Here is a 19032-nt window from a genome sequence, read left to right as displayed (position 1 = left end):
ACGTCGCTCCTTAACCGTAGAATTTTTTGTTGTTAGCAGCCATGTCGCGCAACATTTGTGGCGCTTCATAAGCCTTACCTAAGTGCGCATATTTGTCGCAAAGTGCAACATATTCAGCAACACCTGTTTGGTCGATGTAACGGCATGGACCACCACGGAATGGAGGGAAACCAATACCCATAATCATTGCCATGTCTGCCTCAGATGCAGTCGCTACAATGTTGTCTTCTAAGCAACGAACAGTTTCATTGCAAAGAGCAAGCATCATACGGTCAATAATTTCTTGGTTATCAAATTCGCGTTTTTCGCCAGTTACGAATGGAGCAATTACTTCATACGCTGTTGGATCAACAGTTTTTGCTTTCTTGCCTTTCTTGTCGAGTTCGTATTTGTAGAAACCTACATCATTCTTTTGACCAAGACGCTTCGCTTCGTACATTGCTTCGATCGCGCCTTTGTAGTCTGGCTTCATGCGGTCAGGGAAACCTTCAGCCATCACTTCAGCACCATGTACACCTGTATCGATACCTACAACATCGATCAGATAAGCAGGACCCATTGGCCAACCGAACTTAGACATTACATTGTCGATTTGTTGGAAATCTGCGCCGTCTTTTACAAGAAGGTCAAATGCACCGAAGTAAGGGAACAATACACGGTTAACCAAGAATCCTGGGCAGTCATTTACAACGATTGGTGTTTTACCCATTTTTTGAGCAAGAACGACCGTAGTTGCAATTGCTTCTTCAGAAGTTTTCTCACCACGAATAACTTCAACAAGTGGCATCATGTGAACTGGGTTGAAGAAGTGCATACCAACGAAGTTTTCAGGACGTTGTAATGCTTTTGCTAAACGTGTAATTGAAATAGTAGAGGTGTTAGAAGCAATGATCGTGTTTTCACGAACATTTTTCTCAGTTTCAGCAAGTACGATTTCTTTTACTTTTGGATTTTCAGTTACTGCTTCGATCACGATGTCAACTTCTTTAAACTCTTCGTAGCTTAAAGTAGGACGGATGCGAGCAAGTGTTTCACCCATTTGCGCAGGTTTCATTTTCTTGCGTTCAACTTGCTTGGTTAACAAGTTGTTTGCTTCTTTCATACCTAATGCAAGTTGTGGGTTACCAATATCTTTCATGATGATTGGAGTGCCTTTGCTTGCCGCTTGGTAAGCAATACCACCACCCATGATACCCGCGCCAAGTACAGCAGCTTGGTTTACAGGATGAGCACCCTTTTCATGTTGCTTAGATGCTTTTTTAACAACTTGGTCATTAATGAATAAACCAATTAATGCTTCAGCTTGAGGAGTTACGGCTGCTTTGGCAAAGCCTTCAGCCTCAGCTTTTAACGCTTCATCACGTGCAAGGCTTGCACCAGCTTGTAATGAATCAAGTAATAATTTTGGAGCAGGGTATTGAGCAGGATTTGCTTTAGCAAGTACCGCACCTTTTGCTGTATTGAACGCCATCATTTGTTCAAGTGGGTTCAATTTTACAGCTTCAAGTTTTTCTTGGCGTTTTGCTTTCCAGTTTAAACGACCAGAAATCGCTTGCTTAACCAGATCAGTAGCAGCGTCAAGTAATTTGTCCGCAGCAACCACAGCATCTACAGCGCCATCTTTAAGTGCAGCAGCCGGTTTCTTTGGAGTAGCCATTGCCATCCATTCAACTGCATTATCAATACCAATGAGACGGCTTAAACGAACACTACCACCGAAACCAGGGTAAATACCGAGTTTGATTTCTGGTAAACCGACTTGTGCAGCTTCTGACATCACGCGATAGTCACAAACTAAACACATTTCAAAACCACCACCCAAAGCCATGCCGTTAATAGCAGCAACTTTTGGAAGGTCTAAATCTTCAAAGCTATTGAAGATTTCGTGAACAGGCATAAGCCAGTCAACAATCGCTTTTTCGCCTTGTGCAAAGTTTTGACCAAATTCGGTAATATCTGCACCAACAATGAATGTAGATTTGCCCGAGGTAACAACTAAGCCTTTAATATCGTTATTAGCTTTTACAGCCGCGATAGCAGCTTTGAAATCTTCAATTGTTGCACGGTTGAATTTATTGACCGACTCACCTTGTAAGTCAAAGCGGAATTCTGCAATTCCGTCCGCAAGCATTTGGACGGTAATGGCATTGCCAGCGTGGATCATGCCTGATCTCCTTAGTTTTGGAGGATTTCTAAGTTGATGTTATGAAGCGTGTGTACAGCTCCGGTACACATTTATGCTTCGCTAATCTTACGATAACTATATCTAAAAAGAACCCGACAAGTTGTATCAAGCCGTGACGCAAGGGTCATCTTATTTTTAATTGAATTCATACCAATTAAATGCATAAAGAAAATCATAGAGATAGCTGCTGAGTAAAGGCTTTTGTTTTAATTTAAGTTTTTATTTATAAAAAGTATAAATCTTTAATTTTTTATATAAAAAATGAGAATTTTATTCTATTCACTTCTTGTCAAAAAGGTCAATTGTTCTGGTGTAATGTGTAAAAAATCGACTACAAAGTCACAATTTTCTAATGAATGATCACCACCACAAATTAAGCGCTTTTTTTATATTAAGGCCTCTTAATTTTCCGAAATGCACTGTTTAATTTTTTACATTCGCTTTTTATAAGTCAATTTTGTTAAAATTTGCGCCAATTAAATAAACTTCCGGTTGCTATTACCTTAGAAAATTAAGGTAAGGTTGCCCTAAACTTTGAAAGAGTAGCAATATGATTAAGTGGATCATATTAGCGATTTTTGTGATATCTGCATTGTATATCCAACATCGCGGCAAAGTGCGTCACTCGTTTTATCGTCAATTTTTTGACCATTCAACCTTGCTCGCACCGATTAACTTTTTAATGTACATCTTTTCAAAGGTACCGAATCAACCCTATATCGACACTCAACACTTTAAAGATTTAAAAGTGTTAGATGAAAATTGGGAAATGATTCGAGATGAAGCGAAAGCTTTATATGACCAAGGTGGGATTAAAGCATCAAGTACCTATAACGACTTAGGTTTTAACTCGTTCTTTAAAACAGGGTGGAAACGTTTTTACCTCAAGTGGTATGAATCAAGCCATCCTTCTGCTGCTGAGCTTTGCCCAAAAACAACGGCTTTACTCAAAACATTACCAACCATTAAAGCGGCAATGTTTACAGAGCTTGCTCCTGACAGCCGTTTGGTCAGACACCGTGATCCATATGCGGGGTCACTCCGTTATCATTTGGGCTTGATTACTCCGAATGATGACCGTTGTTTCATTGATGTAGATGGTGAAAGATACTCTTGGCGTGATGGTCAAAGTGTCGTGTTTGATGAAACTTATATTCACTATGCTGAAAATAAGACTGATCAAAACCGTATCATCTTCTTTGCCGATGTTGAACGTCCAATGAAAGTAAAATGGATGGAACGTTTCAACCATTGGTTTGGTCGTAATGTGATGACTGCGGCAAGTTCACCGAATGAAACTGGTGACCAAACAGGGGGCTTAAATAAAGCCTTTGGTTATGTTTACCAAATTCGTATTAAAGCTAAAGCTTTAAAAGCTAAAAACCGTAAATTGTATTACTTCTTGAAGTGGTTCCTCATGCTTGGAATTTTCTTCCTGATTTTTGTTCGACCATACGTGTTTTAATGAAAGCGCCCGAAAGGGCGTTTTTTTATAGGTATTAAAAACGACAAATTAATTTTGTGACTCATTTCACAGTGCTGGCAATTTGTTACAACTATTAAAAGCCAACAGATAATTTTGATTCTACAATGGCGCGGTTTTTTCGAAGACTTGGTTAGCGGAAGTAGGTTTTACAATGGCTCATGCTCATCACGCAGCTCATGCACATGTTCATCATATCGAAGAGAGAAAAGAAGACCGTTCTCAAGGCGATTTAAAAACAAAAGTGATGTTAAGACAAGCAGCTTCGACGACTGAAAAATCTAAACGATCTAGAACTAAAAATCATAAAACTGAAGACCAAGATATTGATCTACATAAGTTCTCAAGTAAGCTTGAAAGTATGTCTGCAAAGCACAGTAAAGAAAAATGTGCCAAGAATATTCGCATTGCCTTACAAGCTGCGGGTGCAGATGTATCAAAGCATCCTGTAGCTGCATCTGACTGGGGGCACACCTTAGAAAAGAATGGTTATAAGAAAATCAAGCCAGCATTTAATCGTCCTCAAGAAGGGGATATTTATATTATCGAACGTACCAGTGGTCATACTTACGGGCATATTGCGGGCTATACGGGTAATGGCTGGTTCTCAGATTTTCGTCAAAAAACCTATGCGGTCTATAAAGAAAAAGATGTGAAATATAGTTACTATCGCCTCGACTCTTAAGGAAGTACGACACACTTTGTCGGGCTAGTTTCCTATCCCTTTTCAAATTTAGGTTCTGGCACAGTAAAGCACTTGAAAAGTAAAGGTGAAAACATCACATTAGGTATTCAATATTAAGCCATGTATGCCAATAGTGAATCAAAACGCTCGTCCCCATATTGAAAAAATTTTAGCTAATCTGACCCAACTTCCAGGCGTTTATAAGATGCTAGGGAAAGAGGGGGAGTTGTTATATGTTGGTAAAGCTAAAAATCTAAAAAATCGGGTGTCGAGTTATTTTGTTAAAACCATTGAGCATCCGAAAACTCAAGCTTTAGTCGCTCGAATTTATGATATTGAAACGCTAGTTACGCGTTCAGAAACCGAAGCGCTGCTTTTAGAACAAAACTTAATTAAACAACATCGTCCGCCTTATAACATTATGCTGCGAGACGACAAGTCATACGTCTATATCTTTGTATCGGCAGATAAACCGTATCCACGAATTGCCAGTGGACGTGGCAAAGGTAAGCACCAAATTGGTAAATTCTTTGGGCCTTATCCAAGTGCTTATAGTGCCCGAGATACCTTACTGGTTTTACAAAAGCTTTTTAATGTCCGTCAGTGTGAAAATAGTTACTTTTCACAGCGCAAACGTCCATGTTTGCAATATCAAATCAAACGTTGTTCGGCTCCGTGTGTAGGCTTGGTCTCACCAGAAGATTACAAAGAAGATGTGAATAACAGTATTCGTTTCTTACAAGGTGATACCAAAGAGTTAAACCAGGAACTGATTGCGAAAATGGAGCAGGCAGCGGCAGATCTTGAATTTGAAAAAGCGGTTTTTTATCGAGATCGGTTGTCTTTACTTCGCGAAGTACAAGCACAGCAAGCTGTTTTCAAAGTGAAAGGTGAAGCTGATATTTTGGCAATTGCCTATCAGGCTGGCGTGACATGTGTGCAGATTATGCATGTACGTAACGGACGTATGTTGGGAGGTAAAAGCTATTTCCCTGATATGTTAGGCGATGACCTTGGTCAAATGCTAAGTGACTTCATGGCAAACTTTTACTTTCAGGTTGCCGATGAAGTACCAAGCGAACTGATTGTGAATACTGCCTTACCTGACCGTAAAGAGCTGGAAGAAGCCTTAGCACAGCAGTTTGGAAAGAAAGTCCAGATTAAGAGCAGTGTACGAGAAACACGTGCTGAATGGTTAGAACTTGCCGAAATGAATGTTCAACATGCAATTAAAGGGCAGTTGAGTAACCACTTAGAACTCAATGAGCGTTTCCACCAGCTTGAGCAGGTAGTTGGCCGTCCGATCGATCGTATTGAATGTTTTGATATTAGCCATACCATGGGTGAGGCACCGATTGCATCATGCGTAGTGTTTGACCAAGGTGGAGCACGTAAACGGGACTATCGCCAATTTGCCATTCAAGATATTACTGCGGGTGACGATTATGCAGCAATGCGCCAAGCTTTAACGCGTCGCTATAAAAAGGCAATGTTGCCAGATCTGCTTTTAATTGATGGTGGTAAAGGCCAGCTCCATATGGCCATGGAAGTAATGCAAGAGCTTGGGTTAGAAGCTTTTATGGTAGGTGTATCAAAAGGTGAAGGCCGTAAACCAGGGCTTGAAACGCTTCATTTTACCGATGGCACAAAAATTCAGTTACCTGAAGATAGTAAGGCGCTACATTTGATTCAACAGGTACGTGATGAAGCTCACCGTTTTGCCATTACTAAACACCGCGCTAAACGTGATAAACGCCGTAGCACCTCAGTTTTAGAAGCAATTCCGGGCTTAGGACCTAAACGCCGTCGAGATTTATTAACACATTTTGGTGGGATTCAAGGTGTTTTAAAAGCATCTGAAAAAGAACTGACAGTCGTGCCGGGCTTAGGTGAAGTGATGGCAAGAACGATTTATAAAATTTTGCATGAGTAGTCATGTCTTGAGAAGATGAGTGACAAAAGCGCTCGTAAATTAATAGCTGAATGATCATTCACATATTGGTCAAAATAATGAAAGATATTTCTTAATCATGCGCATGATTTAGGGATATGAATGTCATTATTGCACCTATGGGAAGATGTAAAACAAAATGAATGGATTGATATACCTGCAGGATGGTTACAGGGCCGCACCGTTTTTGGTGGCCTTGTTGCTGGGTTATTAATGCAAAAGGCATGCTCCTATATTCAAGATTCAAATAAAAGATTATTAAGTTGTAGTGTTACTTTTGTAGGCCCTGTACAACAAGGCGCTGCCCGATTGACTATTGAAGTTTTAAGAGAAGGAAAGTCAGTCACTACGCTTGAAGCGCGTTTATGGCAAGATGATGCGGTACAAACGATTTTGGTTGCAAGTTTTGGGGCTTCTCGTGCATCGAGTATTGAGGTAAAGCAAGAGCCAGTCGTCCCTGCTTATGTACCACCTGAAAATTTATCTGTCATTCCTTTTGCGAAACATATGCCTGAATGCTTTCAGCATTTTGAAGTCTGTTGGGCTGAGGGGAATTATCCAGTAACGGGAAGTAAACAACCCGACTTTGGTGGCTGGTCAAGGTTCTCACCAGAGCAGCATGCGAATCGTCAAATGACATTATCTGATTTGATTGTTCTTATGGATATTTGGCCACCGGGTGTTTTGCCTATGTTTAAGCAAGTTGCACCTGCAAGTTCTTTATCATGGCATATTACTTATGTTCATCTAGTTCGGCACCAGTTGTGTGACTGGTTTAAATATAAAGTAACTACTGAATATGCAGCTGAGGGGTACTCCACAGAATATGCATATCTTTGGGATCAAAATGATCATTTAATTGCAATCTTGCGGCAAACTGTTACGGTATTTACCTAAGTAATCTACTTTCTCGATTCACATATTTCGTATAAAGTGGCTGTTACAGATAGATACAATATTGAAGTATGTGTCTTTGTCTGTTAAAAGATGCGTGAAGACTAAATTGGCGGTGTTTATGACCACAGGGCGAATCCTGAATATCCCAAATATCCTAACTTTGGCGCGTATTGCGCTTATTCCTGTATTTTTGGTGATTGCATATTGGCCGCCTGCAATAGGTATTGGTGAGCATGTAGGAAGTATGACACGTCATATTATCTTGACGGCTATTTTCGTGCTGGCTGCCGTAACCGACTGGTTTGATGGCTATTTAGCACGAACTTTAAACCAGACTTCAGCATTTGGCCGTTTCCTAGACCCGGTTGCAGATAAACTTATGGTTGCAGCTGCACTTATTGTTTTAGTGCAGTGGAAACCGACAATTGCAATGGCTTTCGCTGCAATTGTTATTATTTCACGGGAAATTACTGTGTCTGCTTTACGTGAGTGGATGGCAGAGCTTGGCGCGCGGACCAGTGTAGCCGTATCAACAGTCGGTAAATATAAAACTGCATTTCAAATGATTGCGATTAGCGTGTTCCTGTTGAATTGGCAGCCTTTAGAAGTATTGGCCTATGCTTTGTTATATACCGCCGTTATTTTGACTTTATGGTCAATGTTTATTTATTTAAAAGCTGCATGGCCATACCTAAAGCAGCCATAAAATTAAAAAGATGTTCAAAAGCCTTTCCTTGCGAAAGGCTTTTTTATTGGAAAGTGCAAGAATCGGGTCGTCATGGTGTCTTGGCTACTTTAAAGTAAGATTGAGTACCTAAGGAGGTGACAGATGCAAATGCTTTCTTCTCGGCAATTTGCTGCGATTGCCACAATTATTGAATATTTATATGAACATCTAGACCAGCAACCAAGCTTAGAAGATGTCGCTACATATATGAATTTAAGTCCGAGTTATATCCAGCGGCAGTTCCAAGAATGGGTAGGCATTAGCCCTAAGAAGTTTGTGCAATATATGAGCTTGCAGCAAGCAAAATATTATTTAATGCAGCAACGTAGCTTATTAGATACTGCTTTAAATACTGGACTGTCGGGTACGGGTCGTTTACATGATTTATTTATTCAGCTTGAAGGGATGACCCCTGGTGAATACAAGCAGCAAGGTGATGGCGTTGAACTGAATTATTCAGTTGAAACGAGTCCATTTGGTGACTTATTGGTAGTAAGTAGTGATAAAGGGATTTGTTCTGTTCGCTTTGTTGATCACAGTAAGAACATACAAGAAATCGTTAAACAGTATTTTCCGAAAGCTCAGTTAAAAAATCACTCTCCGATTTGGCATCAACAGATTGCACAGTGGTTTAGACAAGACTTCTCAGAACATTTACAGCAGAAATTACCGCTTAATCTTGCAGGAACACCATTTCAGCTACAAGTATGGGAGGCACTGCTTACTATTCCCGAAGGGCAGTTACGAACCTATCAAGATATTGCTGAGCAAATTGGAAAACCTAAAGCAGTCAGAGCAGTGGCTACAGCAATTGGCCAAAATCCGATTGCGTATTTAATTCCATGTCATCGGGTCATTCGCGCAACAGGAATGGTCGGTGAGTACCATTGGCAAAAAGGGCGTAAACTGGCATTGTTAGCTTGGGAGATGGCTAAGCAGCAAGGGGAGATTGCATGACATTAGATTTATTTTCTCCGGAACCTTGTTCAAACTTATTGCCTTATGATGGTGAGGTTCAGGATTATGGATGTATTTTAACTGCCGAAGAAGCTGAACAATATTTTCATTATTTGTACCACCATTTGGCGTGGCGACATGATGAAGCGAAGCTATATGGCAAGCACTTTATAACACCTCGTAAAGTTGCTTGGTATGGAGATGAGCATTATCGATATAAATATTCTGGTGTCTTTCGTGATTCTTTACCGTGGGACAAAGCACTTGCTCAGCTAAAACAGCAAGTAGAGAAGATCCTTTCAGAAAAATTTAATTCTTGCTTGGCAAATCTTTATGAAGACGGAACTCAAGGAATGGCTTGGCATAGTGATTCGGATGTGTCTTTAGCCAGAACCACTACAATTGCCTCTTTAAGTTTTGGAGCAACGCGAAAGTTCTCTTTTAGGCATATTCAAACTAAAGAAAAAGTTGAGATGTGGTTACAACCGGGTCAACTTATTGTGATGCGTGGTGAGACTCAACAATATTGGCAACACCGTTTAAATCGTTCAACCAAGATTTTACAACCACGCATTAATCTGACTTTTCGTCAGTTCAAATTTTCATAAGTTTTTTCTAAAAATTGGGCAAGAAAAAAGCCCATGATGGCAACATGAGCTTATTCCTCTGAGGGAGAGCCTACTATTGATGAGCTGCTGATGAAAAGAATCATCAATAGGTGCTAAAATCATAATATGAGAATATTTGGATATTTTCAATGCTTCAAAGTGTAAGAAAACTTTAAATTATCAAAAATATTATTTTAGATCTCGCCCTTCTCTGAAAGTTCCATAAAGCGCTGCTCAATCAATGCCGCGTTTTCTTGCAAAATTTCAATCAACTTTTCAATATTTAAAAAATCAAAGCGGTTCTTTGATGCGACTAACGTTAAAGCCAAAGGAACTTCTTTACTCGAAAAACGAACGGGTACAGCAAGCCCTGAAACATTGGGGTCAATCTCGCCTTGCGAGAAATAGAAGCCTTGTTTTTTTATTTTACGCATACGTTGAATAAAGCTAGGTTCGTCTACAGCAAAACCTGATTCAGACAGCTCATGTTGAAAACGTTCATAGTAGTCATGCATGCGTTGTTTGCTTAAATGTGAAACCATCGTTTTTGGTGAGGCCCCAACATAAATTGGGCGTGGGCAGCCTCGACCATATGAAAGTAATTCAGTATCTTTAAAAATCTCATGATGAATATCAATGCAGTAGTCATCATTTAAATAGGTGAGTAAACAGCAAAGTTCAGTACGCTCTACAATATTTCGCATAAATGGCGTGCTGATTTGGACCAATGGATCGGTTGTTCTAGATACATAGTCAAGAACTGCTATTTTTGAGCCTAAAGTGTAATCGCCAGAAGTACCATTAATACGTTTTAATAAGTCGGCTGATACGAGTTCTTTCAGATAACGGTAGCTGGTCGGTTTAGACAAGCCAAGTTCTTCGCAAATAATATCGACATTAATCACTGGTCGTGAAACGGAAAATAAATCCAGTACGGTTAAAATTTTGCCAAAACTTGAAATTGCCATGATGTCTTATTCGTATCCTTAATAAACGGGTCACACTTGAGTTCTTATAACAGAAAAATTGAAGCTTTGTCTCAATTCCAAGATAACTGCCTGATTTAAATATTTTACGCTCAGAATCAGAAAAGTTCTCTTGATTCACACATCATATATGATTAACTAAAAACATATCAAATTATCAAATAAAGATATTTTAGTTGACTAAATCACTTTAATTTGAAAAAATTGTGCAACAAAATATCTAATCGAGAAAGTGGTTTATTCTGCCGGCTTTCTCGATGTCTCTTCTTTCCTAAGCTTGGTCGTATAAATAGCGGTCAAACTGAAATCATCTCGGTACATCATGCAGAGATGTAGGAAAAATCATTGTATTGAAGGATGCTCTCATTAACTCATTTGTCTTATAGGCAAATGACAAAGTCGTATTGTCTTTTTTTAAAAGCAAATGGACACTGATGAGCATGCTCATCAGTTCAAATCTATATTTGAGATGAGTTCATGTTATTAAAGCAAATACTGGCTTTTCGCCCGAGTAAGCTTGATCTAATTTTTGCAATAAAGACATTTATTGCCGGTATGTTGGCATTATTTGTTTCGTTCGAATTAGACCTGATTAATCCAATGTGGTCTATCGGTACCGTCCTGATTATCGCCAATCCTTATTCGGGTATGGTGTCGTCTAAGTGTGTTTATCGTTTATTGGGAACGGTAGGCGGGGCCATTATTGCCTTAACCATTACTCCGCATCTGATTAATACGCCGTGGATTTTTACGGTTGTGTTATCACTATGGGTGGGCTTTGCGCTTTATGTGTCTTTATTAGATCGGACTCCTCGCAGTTATGCATTTATGTTGGCAGGTTATTCAACCGCAATGATTGTGTATAACGCGATTACTTATATTGATCAGTACAATATTTTTGATATTGCTTTGGCACGTGTACTTGAGATTTCAATTGGTGTGATTTCTAGTGCGGTTGTGTCTGCGACTATTTTGCCCATGCATATTGGTTCGGCAATCAAACAGCGTGTAACGAAAACCCTCAAAGATACAGAAAACCTGTTTGCTAATTTGTTAAATGCAGATCAACAGCAAAACAATACACAGCTTTTAGCTGCTATTACTCGTGATACGACCGATATTCATGCTCTGGCAGTTCACTTGAGCTATGAAAAAGGTGAGTTGCATGGCATGACTAAACCTTTGCAAGAAATGCTCCATCAAATGTCGATGGTGGTCGCAAACTTGGTTGCCTTATCTGAACGAATTAAACAACTGCAAGAACTCAATTTTATTGAAAGTCATTCAGATAAATTAAAGCAGCTTTCAGGGCATGTGATTCATTTTCTGGAACAAAAAGATCAGATGACTGATGAAAATATTCTGCAGTTACCTGACGAGTTTGAAAATGATTTCTTGAACTTAAATGATTCGGCTTCTGAACATCAGCAAGTGTTATTGGCTGCCATGAAAATGGATGTGCGTCATTTCATTAGTAATGTTTTAGCTGTAAAAGTTTTATGGCAACGCATCAAGCAAGGTAATAAAGAGATTCCAGATAACATTACCCCAATGACTACGACCTATCCAAGTTTACACCGAGATCATGGTGTGGCAGTCAGAGGTGGTATTAGTGCAGTGCTGATTACATTTATTGTGACTGGTGTGTGGATTCTTTCTGGCTGGAAAGCTGGGTTCATGATGGCACAGATCGGTGCAGTCACTGCCTGTATCTTAACAGCCCTAGATAACCCTGTTCCTGTCTTGCGTATTTTTATATGGGGCAGTGTGGCATCGGCGGTTTTAGTTTTTATTTACGCGTTTGGTATTTTTCCTCATGTCACAACGTTTTGGGAACTTGGACTCGTTTTATTACCAATGTTCTTGTTTGCGGTTTCCATGATGGCGAATCAGGCACTCATGCCAGTCGGGATGGTGCTAGGTATTAATACCATGATGGGGCTGAACTTGCACAATGCTTATAGCATGGACGCAGTGTCTTATTTAGATAGCTCATTTGGTATGGTCATGGGCGTATTGGTGTCATTAGTCGTTATTGATGTTGTGCGTGCCATGTCACCCGATACCAGTGCAAACCGTATTTTGGCTTTACATTACCGTGCGATGCGCCAAGCCATATACATTCCTTATGGTATTGAATTTAAAGTTCACTTACGGGGGATGTTAGACCGTGTTGGTGTCTTAAATACTAAAATGGTTCAGTCAGAAGAGATTAAAAAATCTATTCAACAGGCTTTGGTTGAATCCAGTGCGATCATTGATTTAAGCCGACTACAAGAGTTAGCAAATCAAGTTCCGATATCTTCGGAATTAGCCCATCACATTGGCCGTTTGCAACAAGATTTAGATGAGCTATTTAGAGCTAAAGAAAATGAAAAAGGTGAAAGTGATGTATTGGTACAGCACATTCACCAAACCTTATTTGAACTTAAACAACTTGCTTCAAATATTGAAGATATGACTCTGCGTCAAAGATTATTTATTTCACTAAATAATATTGCTTATAGCATGTGTCATGTTTCATCAAACCAAATGAATGCAGATCGTACGCTTACAGGAGCCACAGCGCATGGGTGAGTTTAATGTCTACGGTATTTACGTGCCTGCTTTGCTCGTCCAAGCCATTTTTGCATATATATGTTTTCGCTGGTTAAGTCCCTTAACCAACAAATGGATTGCACAAGGCTGGATTGCATTACCCAGTATTTTCAATTTGTGTTTTTACCTTTTACTACTTTTGGTGATACACCAAATTTTTGTTGGGTTAGGTGCTTAAAGATGATTGCCAGATTAAAGATTGAGTTAGGTGAGTAAAATGAATCAATTGGAGTTGAAAAAAGTCATCCGTCCAGTGATTTTGGTTGTCGCATTAATGATTGCTGTCTATACCATTGTGCATTTATGGAACTACTATAATGCAGCGCCGTGGACACGTGATGGTCGAGTTCGTGGTGACGTTATTCAGGTCTCTTCAGATGTAGCAGGACTTGTAACGGAAGTATTGGTTCAAGATAACCAGACTGTAAAAAAAGGTCAGGTGCTTTTTAAAATTGATGTCTCTCGCCGAGCTTTAGATGTAGAGCAAGCAAAATCTGATTTGGCAAAAGCAAAAGCGGCCTATGCTCAAGCACAAGCAGGTCTAGCCCAAGCTAAAGCAAACTTGATTAAGTCGAGTACTAACATTAAGTTAGCCGAGAAAAACGCAAACCGTTATTCAAACTTAATGGATGGTGCGATTTCTAAGCAGGAACAAGATCAGGTCTTTGCAACTCGCGATCAATCACACGCGGAACATGAGCAACTCCAAGCTGCTATTCAACAAGCTGAAGCGACTATTAAACAGCAACAGGCACTGGTTGAAGCAGCAACAAGTAATTTACATTTAGCAGAACTCAATATGCACCGTGCGGCTGTTGTTGCACCGGCAGATGGAACATTATCTAACTTTGATTTGCGTCCGGGTAATTATGTTCAAGTTGGACAAGCGGTTGCAGCATTGCTAGATCGTAAGCAGCTTTATGTTGTGGGATATTTTGAAGAAACAAAATTAGACCGTATTCATATTGGCGATGAAGCAACTGTGCAATTAATGGGTGATAGACAGAAAATTAAAGGCCATGTGCAGGGTATTGCATCGGGTATTGAAGACCGTGAGCGTTCAAGTAGTTCGAAACTGCTTGCAAATGTAAACCCGACATTTAGCTGGGTTCGTTTAGCGCAGCGTGTACCTGTAAAAATTGTATTAGACGAACCACCAAAAAATGAGTTGGCTTTTGTGTCTGGCCGTACTGCTACAGTACATATTATTGAAAAATAAAAAGTTTAAATTTTTAAACTCAATAAAAAAGCATGTTTGAAACATGCTTTTTTATTTTATGGCGTTAAACCAACAGGATTGCGATACCAGCTCTGAATTAGCAAAGCCGCGGCAAAACTATCGGCTGATAACTTCTTGGCACGACCTTGTTCTTGATAAAAACCAAGTTCTTCTCTTGCCTCACGAGTGGTGAGCCGTTCATCGACCATCCACGTTTCAATATTGGTTTGATGGCGTAAGCGACGTGCAAACTTACGTGCCCGTGTTGAAAGTTCTGACTCGCTATCATCCATATTCAATGGAAGACCAACAATAAACAAATCAGGCTGCCACTCTTTCACAATTTTTAAAAGTTGGTCCCAGTTGGGAATACCATCTTTCATTACAAAAAGTGGTAATGGGTTAGCACTTTCAATTGTAGACTGACCAATCGCCATTCCCATCTTTTGAGTGCCAAAGTCAAAAGCCATAATTGATTTTGATTGCGTTGCGGTCATTAGGCGTGCCCGATTTCAGAAGCCAGCCATGTACGATCTACACCAATTTTTTTATAGGCTGCATCCCAACGATCATCGTACGGCAAGTTAAAAATCAGATCCATGTCGGCATCACAGATAAGCCAGTCACCACGAGCGATTTCATCTTCCAGCTGGTTTTTACCCCAACTCGCATAACCAAGGGCGATTTGGTAGCGGCCAACACCTTCGTTATGCGCAATCGCATCGAGAATATCTTTACTGGTGGTAATACAGACATTCTCACCCACAGCAATAGAAGAGTGCCATGTTGGTTGGCCTGTATGAAGAACAAAGCCTGCCTCAGGACGTAAAGGACCACCTTGTAAAACCTCATGCGGATTTACATTGTCTGCATCAATGTCTAAATCATTGAGTAGCTCTTTAATTTGGATACCGGCAGGGCGATTGATAATAATACCTTGGGCACCTTCTTCGTCATGACGGGCAAGATAAATTACTGTATTTGCAAAAAAGTCATCTGCCATTTCTGGCGGGGCAATCAGACAACGGTGAGTCATATATTGTTTGGTCACCTAAGCGGTTCTCCCTCAAAAAATGTCGCTATAGGGTCTCTCGACCCTTTTTATCTATATAGGTTCTTTTTATCAACATACAAGAGTTAATCGGATTTCGCCAATCTTTTTCTCTCATTTTCTTTATTAAGTTGAAGAAGCCTGAAATTTAAGTTGACGTAATTGTTTAGCATGCTGCAAGGTTGTTTCATTAATTTCAACACCTCCTGACATGCGTGCTAGCTCGGAAATAATTTGATTTTCATCAAGTTGTACAATAGTACTACTTGCCGGATCAGTTTGTTGTTTTTTGACTAACAAATGTTGATCGGATTGTGCAGCCACCTGTGCTTGGTGGGTAATACATAGAAGTTGGACATGCTGAGCCAAGTCGGCCAATAAACGACCAACCACTTCAGCTGTACCACCACTAATTCCGACATCAATCTCGTCAAATACCAAAACTTCTGCTTCGGTCTTTTCAGCATTCATGACTTGCATAACGAGTGCAATACGAGAAAGCTCACCACCAGATGCTACACGTGCCAATGGTTGAGGAGGTATGCCTTTATTGGCAGTAAATAAAAGTTGAATAAAACTTAAACCTTCTGCATTTGGTTGTTCTAATGGTTCAAACTTAAACTCAAAATGTGCCTCAGGCAGCGCTAAAGGTTTAACCTGTTCAGTTAATTGTTTTGCAAGTGGGGCAGCAGCTTCACGACGAATATTATCCAAATGCTGGGCTTTTTCTAAAAATTCTTGATGTGACTTTTCTACTTGTTCAGCCAGAGTTTCAGGGTCTTCTAACTGATGTAATTGCTCAAGCTCACTTTGCCAAGTTTCGTACTCTTCTTTAAGTGTTTCTGGTTGAGTACGGTATTTACGAGCAAGTCGATGGAAAACCTCTAGCTTGGAGTTCAGTTCTTCCATCCGTTCAGGATCGAAACTCTGACGGTCAATAAATTGACGTAAATTTGATGTGGCATCATCAATTTCACTTTGCGCATTTAATAACGAATTATAAATTTCGGAAAGCTGCTCACTACGCCCCGCATGAGACTCTAGACGGCGAATGATCGACGACATTTCTTGAGTAATGTTTTGTTCAGCTTCATCAAGTGCATTTAGACTATAGCTACAGTCTTGCATGATATGTTCATGATGACTGAGGCGATCGAACTCTTGCTCGATTTCTTTGTAATCGGTTTGAATGACTTCCTCAAGCTCTTCAATTTGTAACTCTAAGGTCGCAATACGTTGAAGACGGGTCGCTTGAGCATCGAGCGCAGCCTGATGCTGGCGGATATTACGCTGCCATGTACTATATGCTTCACGAACATCATTTGCTTCGGCGTAAAAATTACTATAACGGTCTAGCCAATGCTTTGGATAAGGCGGTTCAAGTAGTTGTTGTTGGCTGTGCTGGCTATACAATTGAACCAATAAGCGGCCTAATTCTTTAAGCTCAGAGAGACTACTTGGACGACCATTTACCCATGCTTTGCTACGGCCAGTTGCAAAAATAACCCGACGTAAATGAATTTCCCCTGAATCATCATCTAGTTCATGTTCTTTTAACCATTTTGCTTCAGGGCTATTGTCCTGATAAGTAAAAACTGCGGTTACATCCGCTTTGTCCGAACCATAGCGGACATAATTTGTATCTGTACGTTCCCCTAAGCAGGCAGATAGTGCATCCAGTAATAATGATTTTCCTGCACCTGTCTCACCTGTTAGAACATTAAATCCTTGTTCTATATCAATAGCTAAATGATCAGCTAATGCAAAATTGATTAAAGTTAAATGTGTGAGCATAAACGCATCCAACGCGCCAAATTATGGGTTAAAGATAGAGAAGTTTTGAATTTGCTACAAGTGATCTATTATTCTAACTGAAATTATAGAACAGCAAGATTGCGGATCTTTACAATGAAAAAAACATTAAGCTTACCGAAAGCACCAATAGGGATGATCAACCGCCATAAAAAAATTAATCCTGCTGAAATGAATAAAATTTTAAATCAGCATTTTAATGCATTTAAACAGGCTGCTGCACAAGGTGATTACGTCAAAGCATATCAACATGTAAAAAAAGCAGTAAGTCTGGTTCCCGGGCATCCCGGAGCATTGTCTGATTTAGCTTATACTGAGCTACGGTTACGCCGTTATGACGATGCATATCAACATTATATGCAAGCCATTAAAGCAAGTGGTTCTAACGTTAATACAAATTTATACGATGGATTGACCGAAGTTTGTCATCATTTAAATAAAAAAGAAGAGAAGATTAAATTTGGGCGTTTAGCCATTTCAACCAAAAAAGAACTCACAAAGAATGAGCCTGCTTTAAATATACCTACTCATAAACCCGCGCCCTTTAGCCCAAATCCACAAGAAAATATTATTGCTTTTTCTCTATTTGGAGCAAATCCGCGGTACTGTGAAACTTCCATTCTAAATACTAAGTTAGCTCAAGAAATCTATCCTGAGTGGACGTGTCGATTCTATGTGGATGAGAGCGTTCCCGAACTTGTACAACAGCGGTTACAAGCAAATGGTGCACAAGTCGTACATGTCAGCCCCACTCAAAAACAGTTATCAGGTTTATTTTGGCGCTTTTTAGTTATGGACGATCCGGTAGTTAAACGGTTTTTAGTACGTGATGCCGACTCTATTGTGTCTTATCGTGAAAAAGCCGCTGTTGATGCTTGGCTTAAGAGTGATCAATGGTTCCATTTAATGAGAGATAGCTATTCTCATACTGAATTAATTTTGGCGGGTATGTGGGGCGGTTGCACAGGTATTTTTCATAATATTGAAGCACATATCAGGGATTATATTGCCACTGGAAGGTATCCGGACAATCGAGTCATAGATCAACATTACTTGCGTTATTGTATTTGGCCGACTTTAAAACAAAGTGTGCTTGTACATGATAGCCAGCAATTTGATGAAAATAGTGCCGATTTTCCGGTTTATGATCTAACTTCAATGCAAAATGACCAAGACAATTTTCATGTAGGGATGGATAATGGTTCACCAGTAGTTACAACTGCGGTTAATCATCCAACGGCAGAAAAAGTTTACTGGATTTTATTCGATGAAAATCACGATGAAGTTTGCAGATATGATGCAATTGTGTCGAAGAGTCGAAATATTGAAGTGAATTTACCCCACGCTTTTGCTAAAAAAATTCAGTTACAGCAGTGGAAATTACAAGTCTATCCGTATGAAAACTGATTGATTAGTTATTTAGGCACAATTAAACTACATTCATCATAATTTATATAAATGCGGCATTATCTGGAGAGTGTGCATGAGTTCAACCCAATTTGATCATGTAACGGTCATCAAAAAATCAAATGTTTATTTTGGTGGAGCATGTATCAGCCATACCGTGCAATTTGAAGATGGAACGAAAAAAACATTAGGTGTTATTTTGCCGACTGAACAGCCTTTAACATTTGAAACCCATGTTCCTGAGCGTATGGAAATTATTTCAGGTGAATGTCGCGTTAAAATTGCAGACAGCAATGAAAGTGAATTGTTCCGCGCTGGTCAATCTTTTTATGTACCAGGCAATAGCGTTTTCAAAATCGAGACTGATGAAGTGCTTGATTATGTTTGCCACTTAGAAGGCTAAGAAATTATTGTTTAAATCGGGTACACTATGCCCAAAGAAATCCTGTGAAGTTGGCTTTACAGG

Annotated in this window: 17 protein-coding genes; 12 read left to right on the top strand and 5 right to left on the bottom strand. The window is 39.7% G+C overall.

Annotation, left to right across the window (positions count from 1 at the left end):
* Nucleotides 1-10: 10 nt before the first annotated feature.
* Nucleotides 11-2164 (bottom strand): fatty acid oxidation complex subunit alpha FadB, encoded by a 2154-nt coding sequence (gene fadB, locus G9371_RS06340; RefSeq protein ID WP_000580938.1) that lies wholly within the window; start codon nt 2162-2164, stop codon nt 11-13.
* 571 nt (nt 2165-2735) lie between these two features.
* Between fadB and lpxO the strand changes: the two genes are divergently transcribed.
* The 7 genes from lpxO to G9371_RS06305 all read left to right on the top strand — a co-directional run bounded on the left by lpxO (nt 2736) and on the right by G9371_RS06305 (nt 9493).
* A complete protein-coding gene (gene lpxO / locus G9371_RS06335; protein WP_000598899.1) occupies nt 2736-3650 on the top strand; it encodes a lipid A hydroxylase LpxO in 915 nt (304 codons plus the stop codon).
* Nucleotides 3651-3822: 172 nt separating this feature from the next.
* Nucleotides 3823-4353, top strand: a complete 531-nt coding sequence (locus tag G9371_RS06330) for a peptidoglycan hydrolase (protein WP_029423720.1) — start codon at nt 3823-3825, stop codon at nt 4351-4353.
* A gap of 133 nt (nt 4354-4486) precedes the next feature.
* Nucleotides 4487-6286: an excinuclease ABC subunit UvrC gene (gene uvrC, locus G9371_RS06325; RefSeq protein ID WP_012300759.1), complete on the top strand. Its 1800-nt coding sequence runs from the start codon at nt 4487-4489 to the stop codon at nt 6284-6286.
* Nucleotides 6287-6406: 120 nt separating this feature from the next.
* A complete protein-coding gene (locus G9371_RS06320; protein WP_029423719.1) occupies nt 6407-7201 on the top strand; it encodes a thioesterase family protein in 795 nt (264 codons plus the stop codon).
* 118 nt (nt 7202-7319) lie between these two features.
* The gene (pgsA, locus tag G9371_RS06315) at nt 7320-7907 is read left to right on the top strand and encodes a CDP-diacylglycerol--glycerol-3-phosphate 3-phosphatidyltransferase (protein WP_000206941.1); all 588 of its coding nucleotides are present in this window, start codon (nt 7320-7322) and stop codon (nt 7905-7907) included.
* A gap of 123 nt (nt 7908-8030) precedes the next feature.
* Nucleotides 8031-8885, top strand: a complete 855-nt coding sequence (locus G9371_RS06310) for a methylated-DNA--[protein]-cysteine S-methyltransferase (protein ID WP_005133294.1) — start codon at nt 8031-8033, stop codon at nt 8883-8885.
* On the top strand, nt 8882-9493 hold the full coding sequence (locus G9371_RS06305; protein ID WP_000171254.1) for an alpha-ketoglutarate-dependent dioxygenase AlkB family protein: 612 nt from the start codon (nt 8882-8884) through the stop codon (nt 9491-9493). The genes G9371_RS06310 and G9371_RS06305 overlap by 4 nt, the downstream gene beginning before the upstream one ends.
* 194 nt (nt 9494-9687) lie before the next feature.
* Here the strand turns inward: G9371_RS06305 and G9371_RS06300 are convergent, their stop codons facing one another.
* Nucleotides 9688-10461 carry an IclR family transcriptional regulator gene (locus G9371_RS06300; protein WP_001018361.1) on the bottom strand — a complete coding sequence of 258 codons (774 nt, stop codon included), beginning with the start codon at nt 10459-10461 and terminating at the stop codon, nt 9688-9690.
* Between the two features lie 495 nt (nt 10462-10956).
* Between G9371_RS06300 and G9371_RS06295 the strand changes: the two genes are divergently transcribed.
* Genes G9371_RS06295 through G9371_RS06285 form a run of 3 tightly spaced genes read left to right on the top strand, consistent with a single transcriptional unit; the run spans nt 10957 to nt 14296 of the window.
* The gene (locus G9371_RS06295) at nt 10957-13056 is read left to right on the top strand and encodes an FUSC family protein (RefSeq protein WP_000925020.1); all 2100 of its coding nucleotides are present in this window, start codon (nt 10957-10959) and stop codon (nt 13054-13056) included.
* Nucleotides 13049-13255, top strand: coding sequence for a DUF1656 domain-containing protein (locus G9371_RS06290; RefSeq protein WP_000503613.1), 207 nt, complete (start codon nt 13049-13051; stop codon nt 13253-13255). Before G9371_RS06295 ends, G9371_RS06290 begins: the two co-directional genes overlap by 8 nt.
* 39 nt (nt 13256-13294) lie before the next feature.
* The gene (locus G9371_RS06285; protein WP_001072478.1) at nt 13295-14296 is read left to right on the top strand and encodes an HlyD family secretion protein; all 1002 of its coding nucleotides are present in this window, start codon (nt 13295-13297) and stop codon (nt 14294-14296) included.
* 56 nt (nt 14297-14352) lie between these two features.
* On the opposite strand, the gene ruvX is transcribed toward G9371_RS06285, so the two are convergent.
* The 3 genes from ruvX to recN form a co-directional block, all read right to left on the bottom strand.
* Nucleotides 14353-14793 (bottom strand): Holliday junction resolvase RuvX, encoded by a 441-nt coding sequence (ruvX, locus tag G9371_RS06280; RefSeq protein ID WP_000127530.1) that lies wholly within the window; start codon nt 14791-14793, stop codon nt 14353-14355.
* A complete protein-coding gene (locus tag G9371_RS06275) occupies nt 14793-15347 on the bottom strand; it encodes a YqgE/AlgH family protein (protein WP_001979301.1) in 555 nt (184 codons plus the stop codon). Before G9371_RS06275 ends, ruvX begins: the two co-directional genes overlap by 1 nt.
* A 126-nt stretch (nt 15348-15473) precedes the next feature.
* Nucleotides 15474-17141: a DNA repair protein RecN gene (gene recN, locus G9371_RS06270; protein ID WP_000955429.1), complete on the bottom strand. Its 1668-nt coding sequence runs from the start codon at nt 17139-17141 to the stop codon at nt 15474-15476.
* 114 nt (nt 17142-17255) lie between these two features.
* Here recN and G9371_RS06265 point away from each other — a divergent pair, with 114 nt between their 5' ends.
* Both G9371_RS06265 and G9371_RS06260 read left to right on the top strand, forming a co-directional pair.
* Complete coding sequence (locus tag G9371_RS06265) at nt 17256-18566, top strand: tetratricopeptide repeat protein (RefSeq protein WP_002055139.1); 1311 nt, start codon at nt 17256-17258, stop codon at nt 18564-18566.
* A gap of 76 nt (nt 18567-18642) precedes the next feature.
* Entirely contained in the window at nt 18643-18969 is a 327-nt protein-coding gene (locus G9371_RS06260) for a pyrimidine/purine nucleoside phosphorylase (RefSeq protein WP_000099685.1), read from the top strand.
* Nucleotides 18970-19032: the final 63 nt, after the last annotated feature.

Origin of the sequence: Acinetobacter sp. EKM10A (genome assembly GCF_011075215.1) — a bacterium.
Classification (GTDB): domain Bacteria; phylum Pseudomonadota; class Gammaproteobacteria; order Pseudomonadales; family Moraxellaceae; genus Acinetobacter; species Acinetobacter baumannii.
This window is presented reverse-complemented; position numbering and strand designations above follow the sequence as displayed.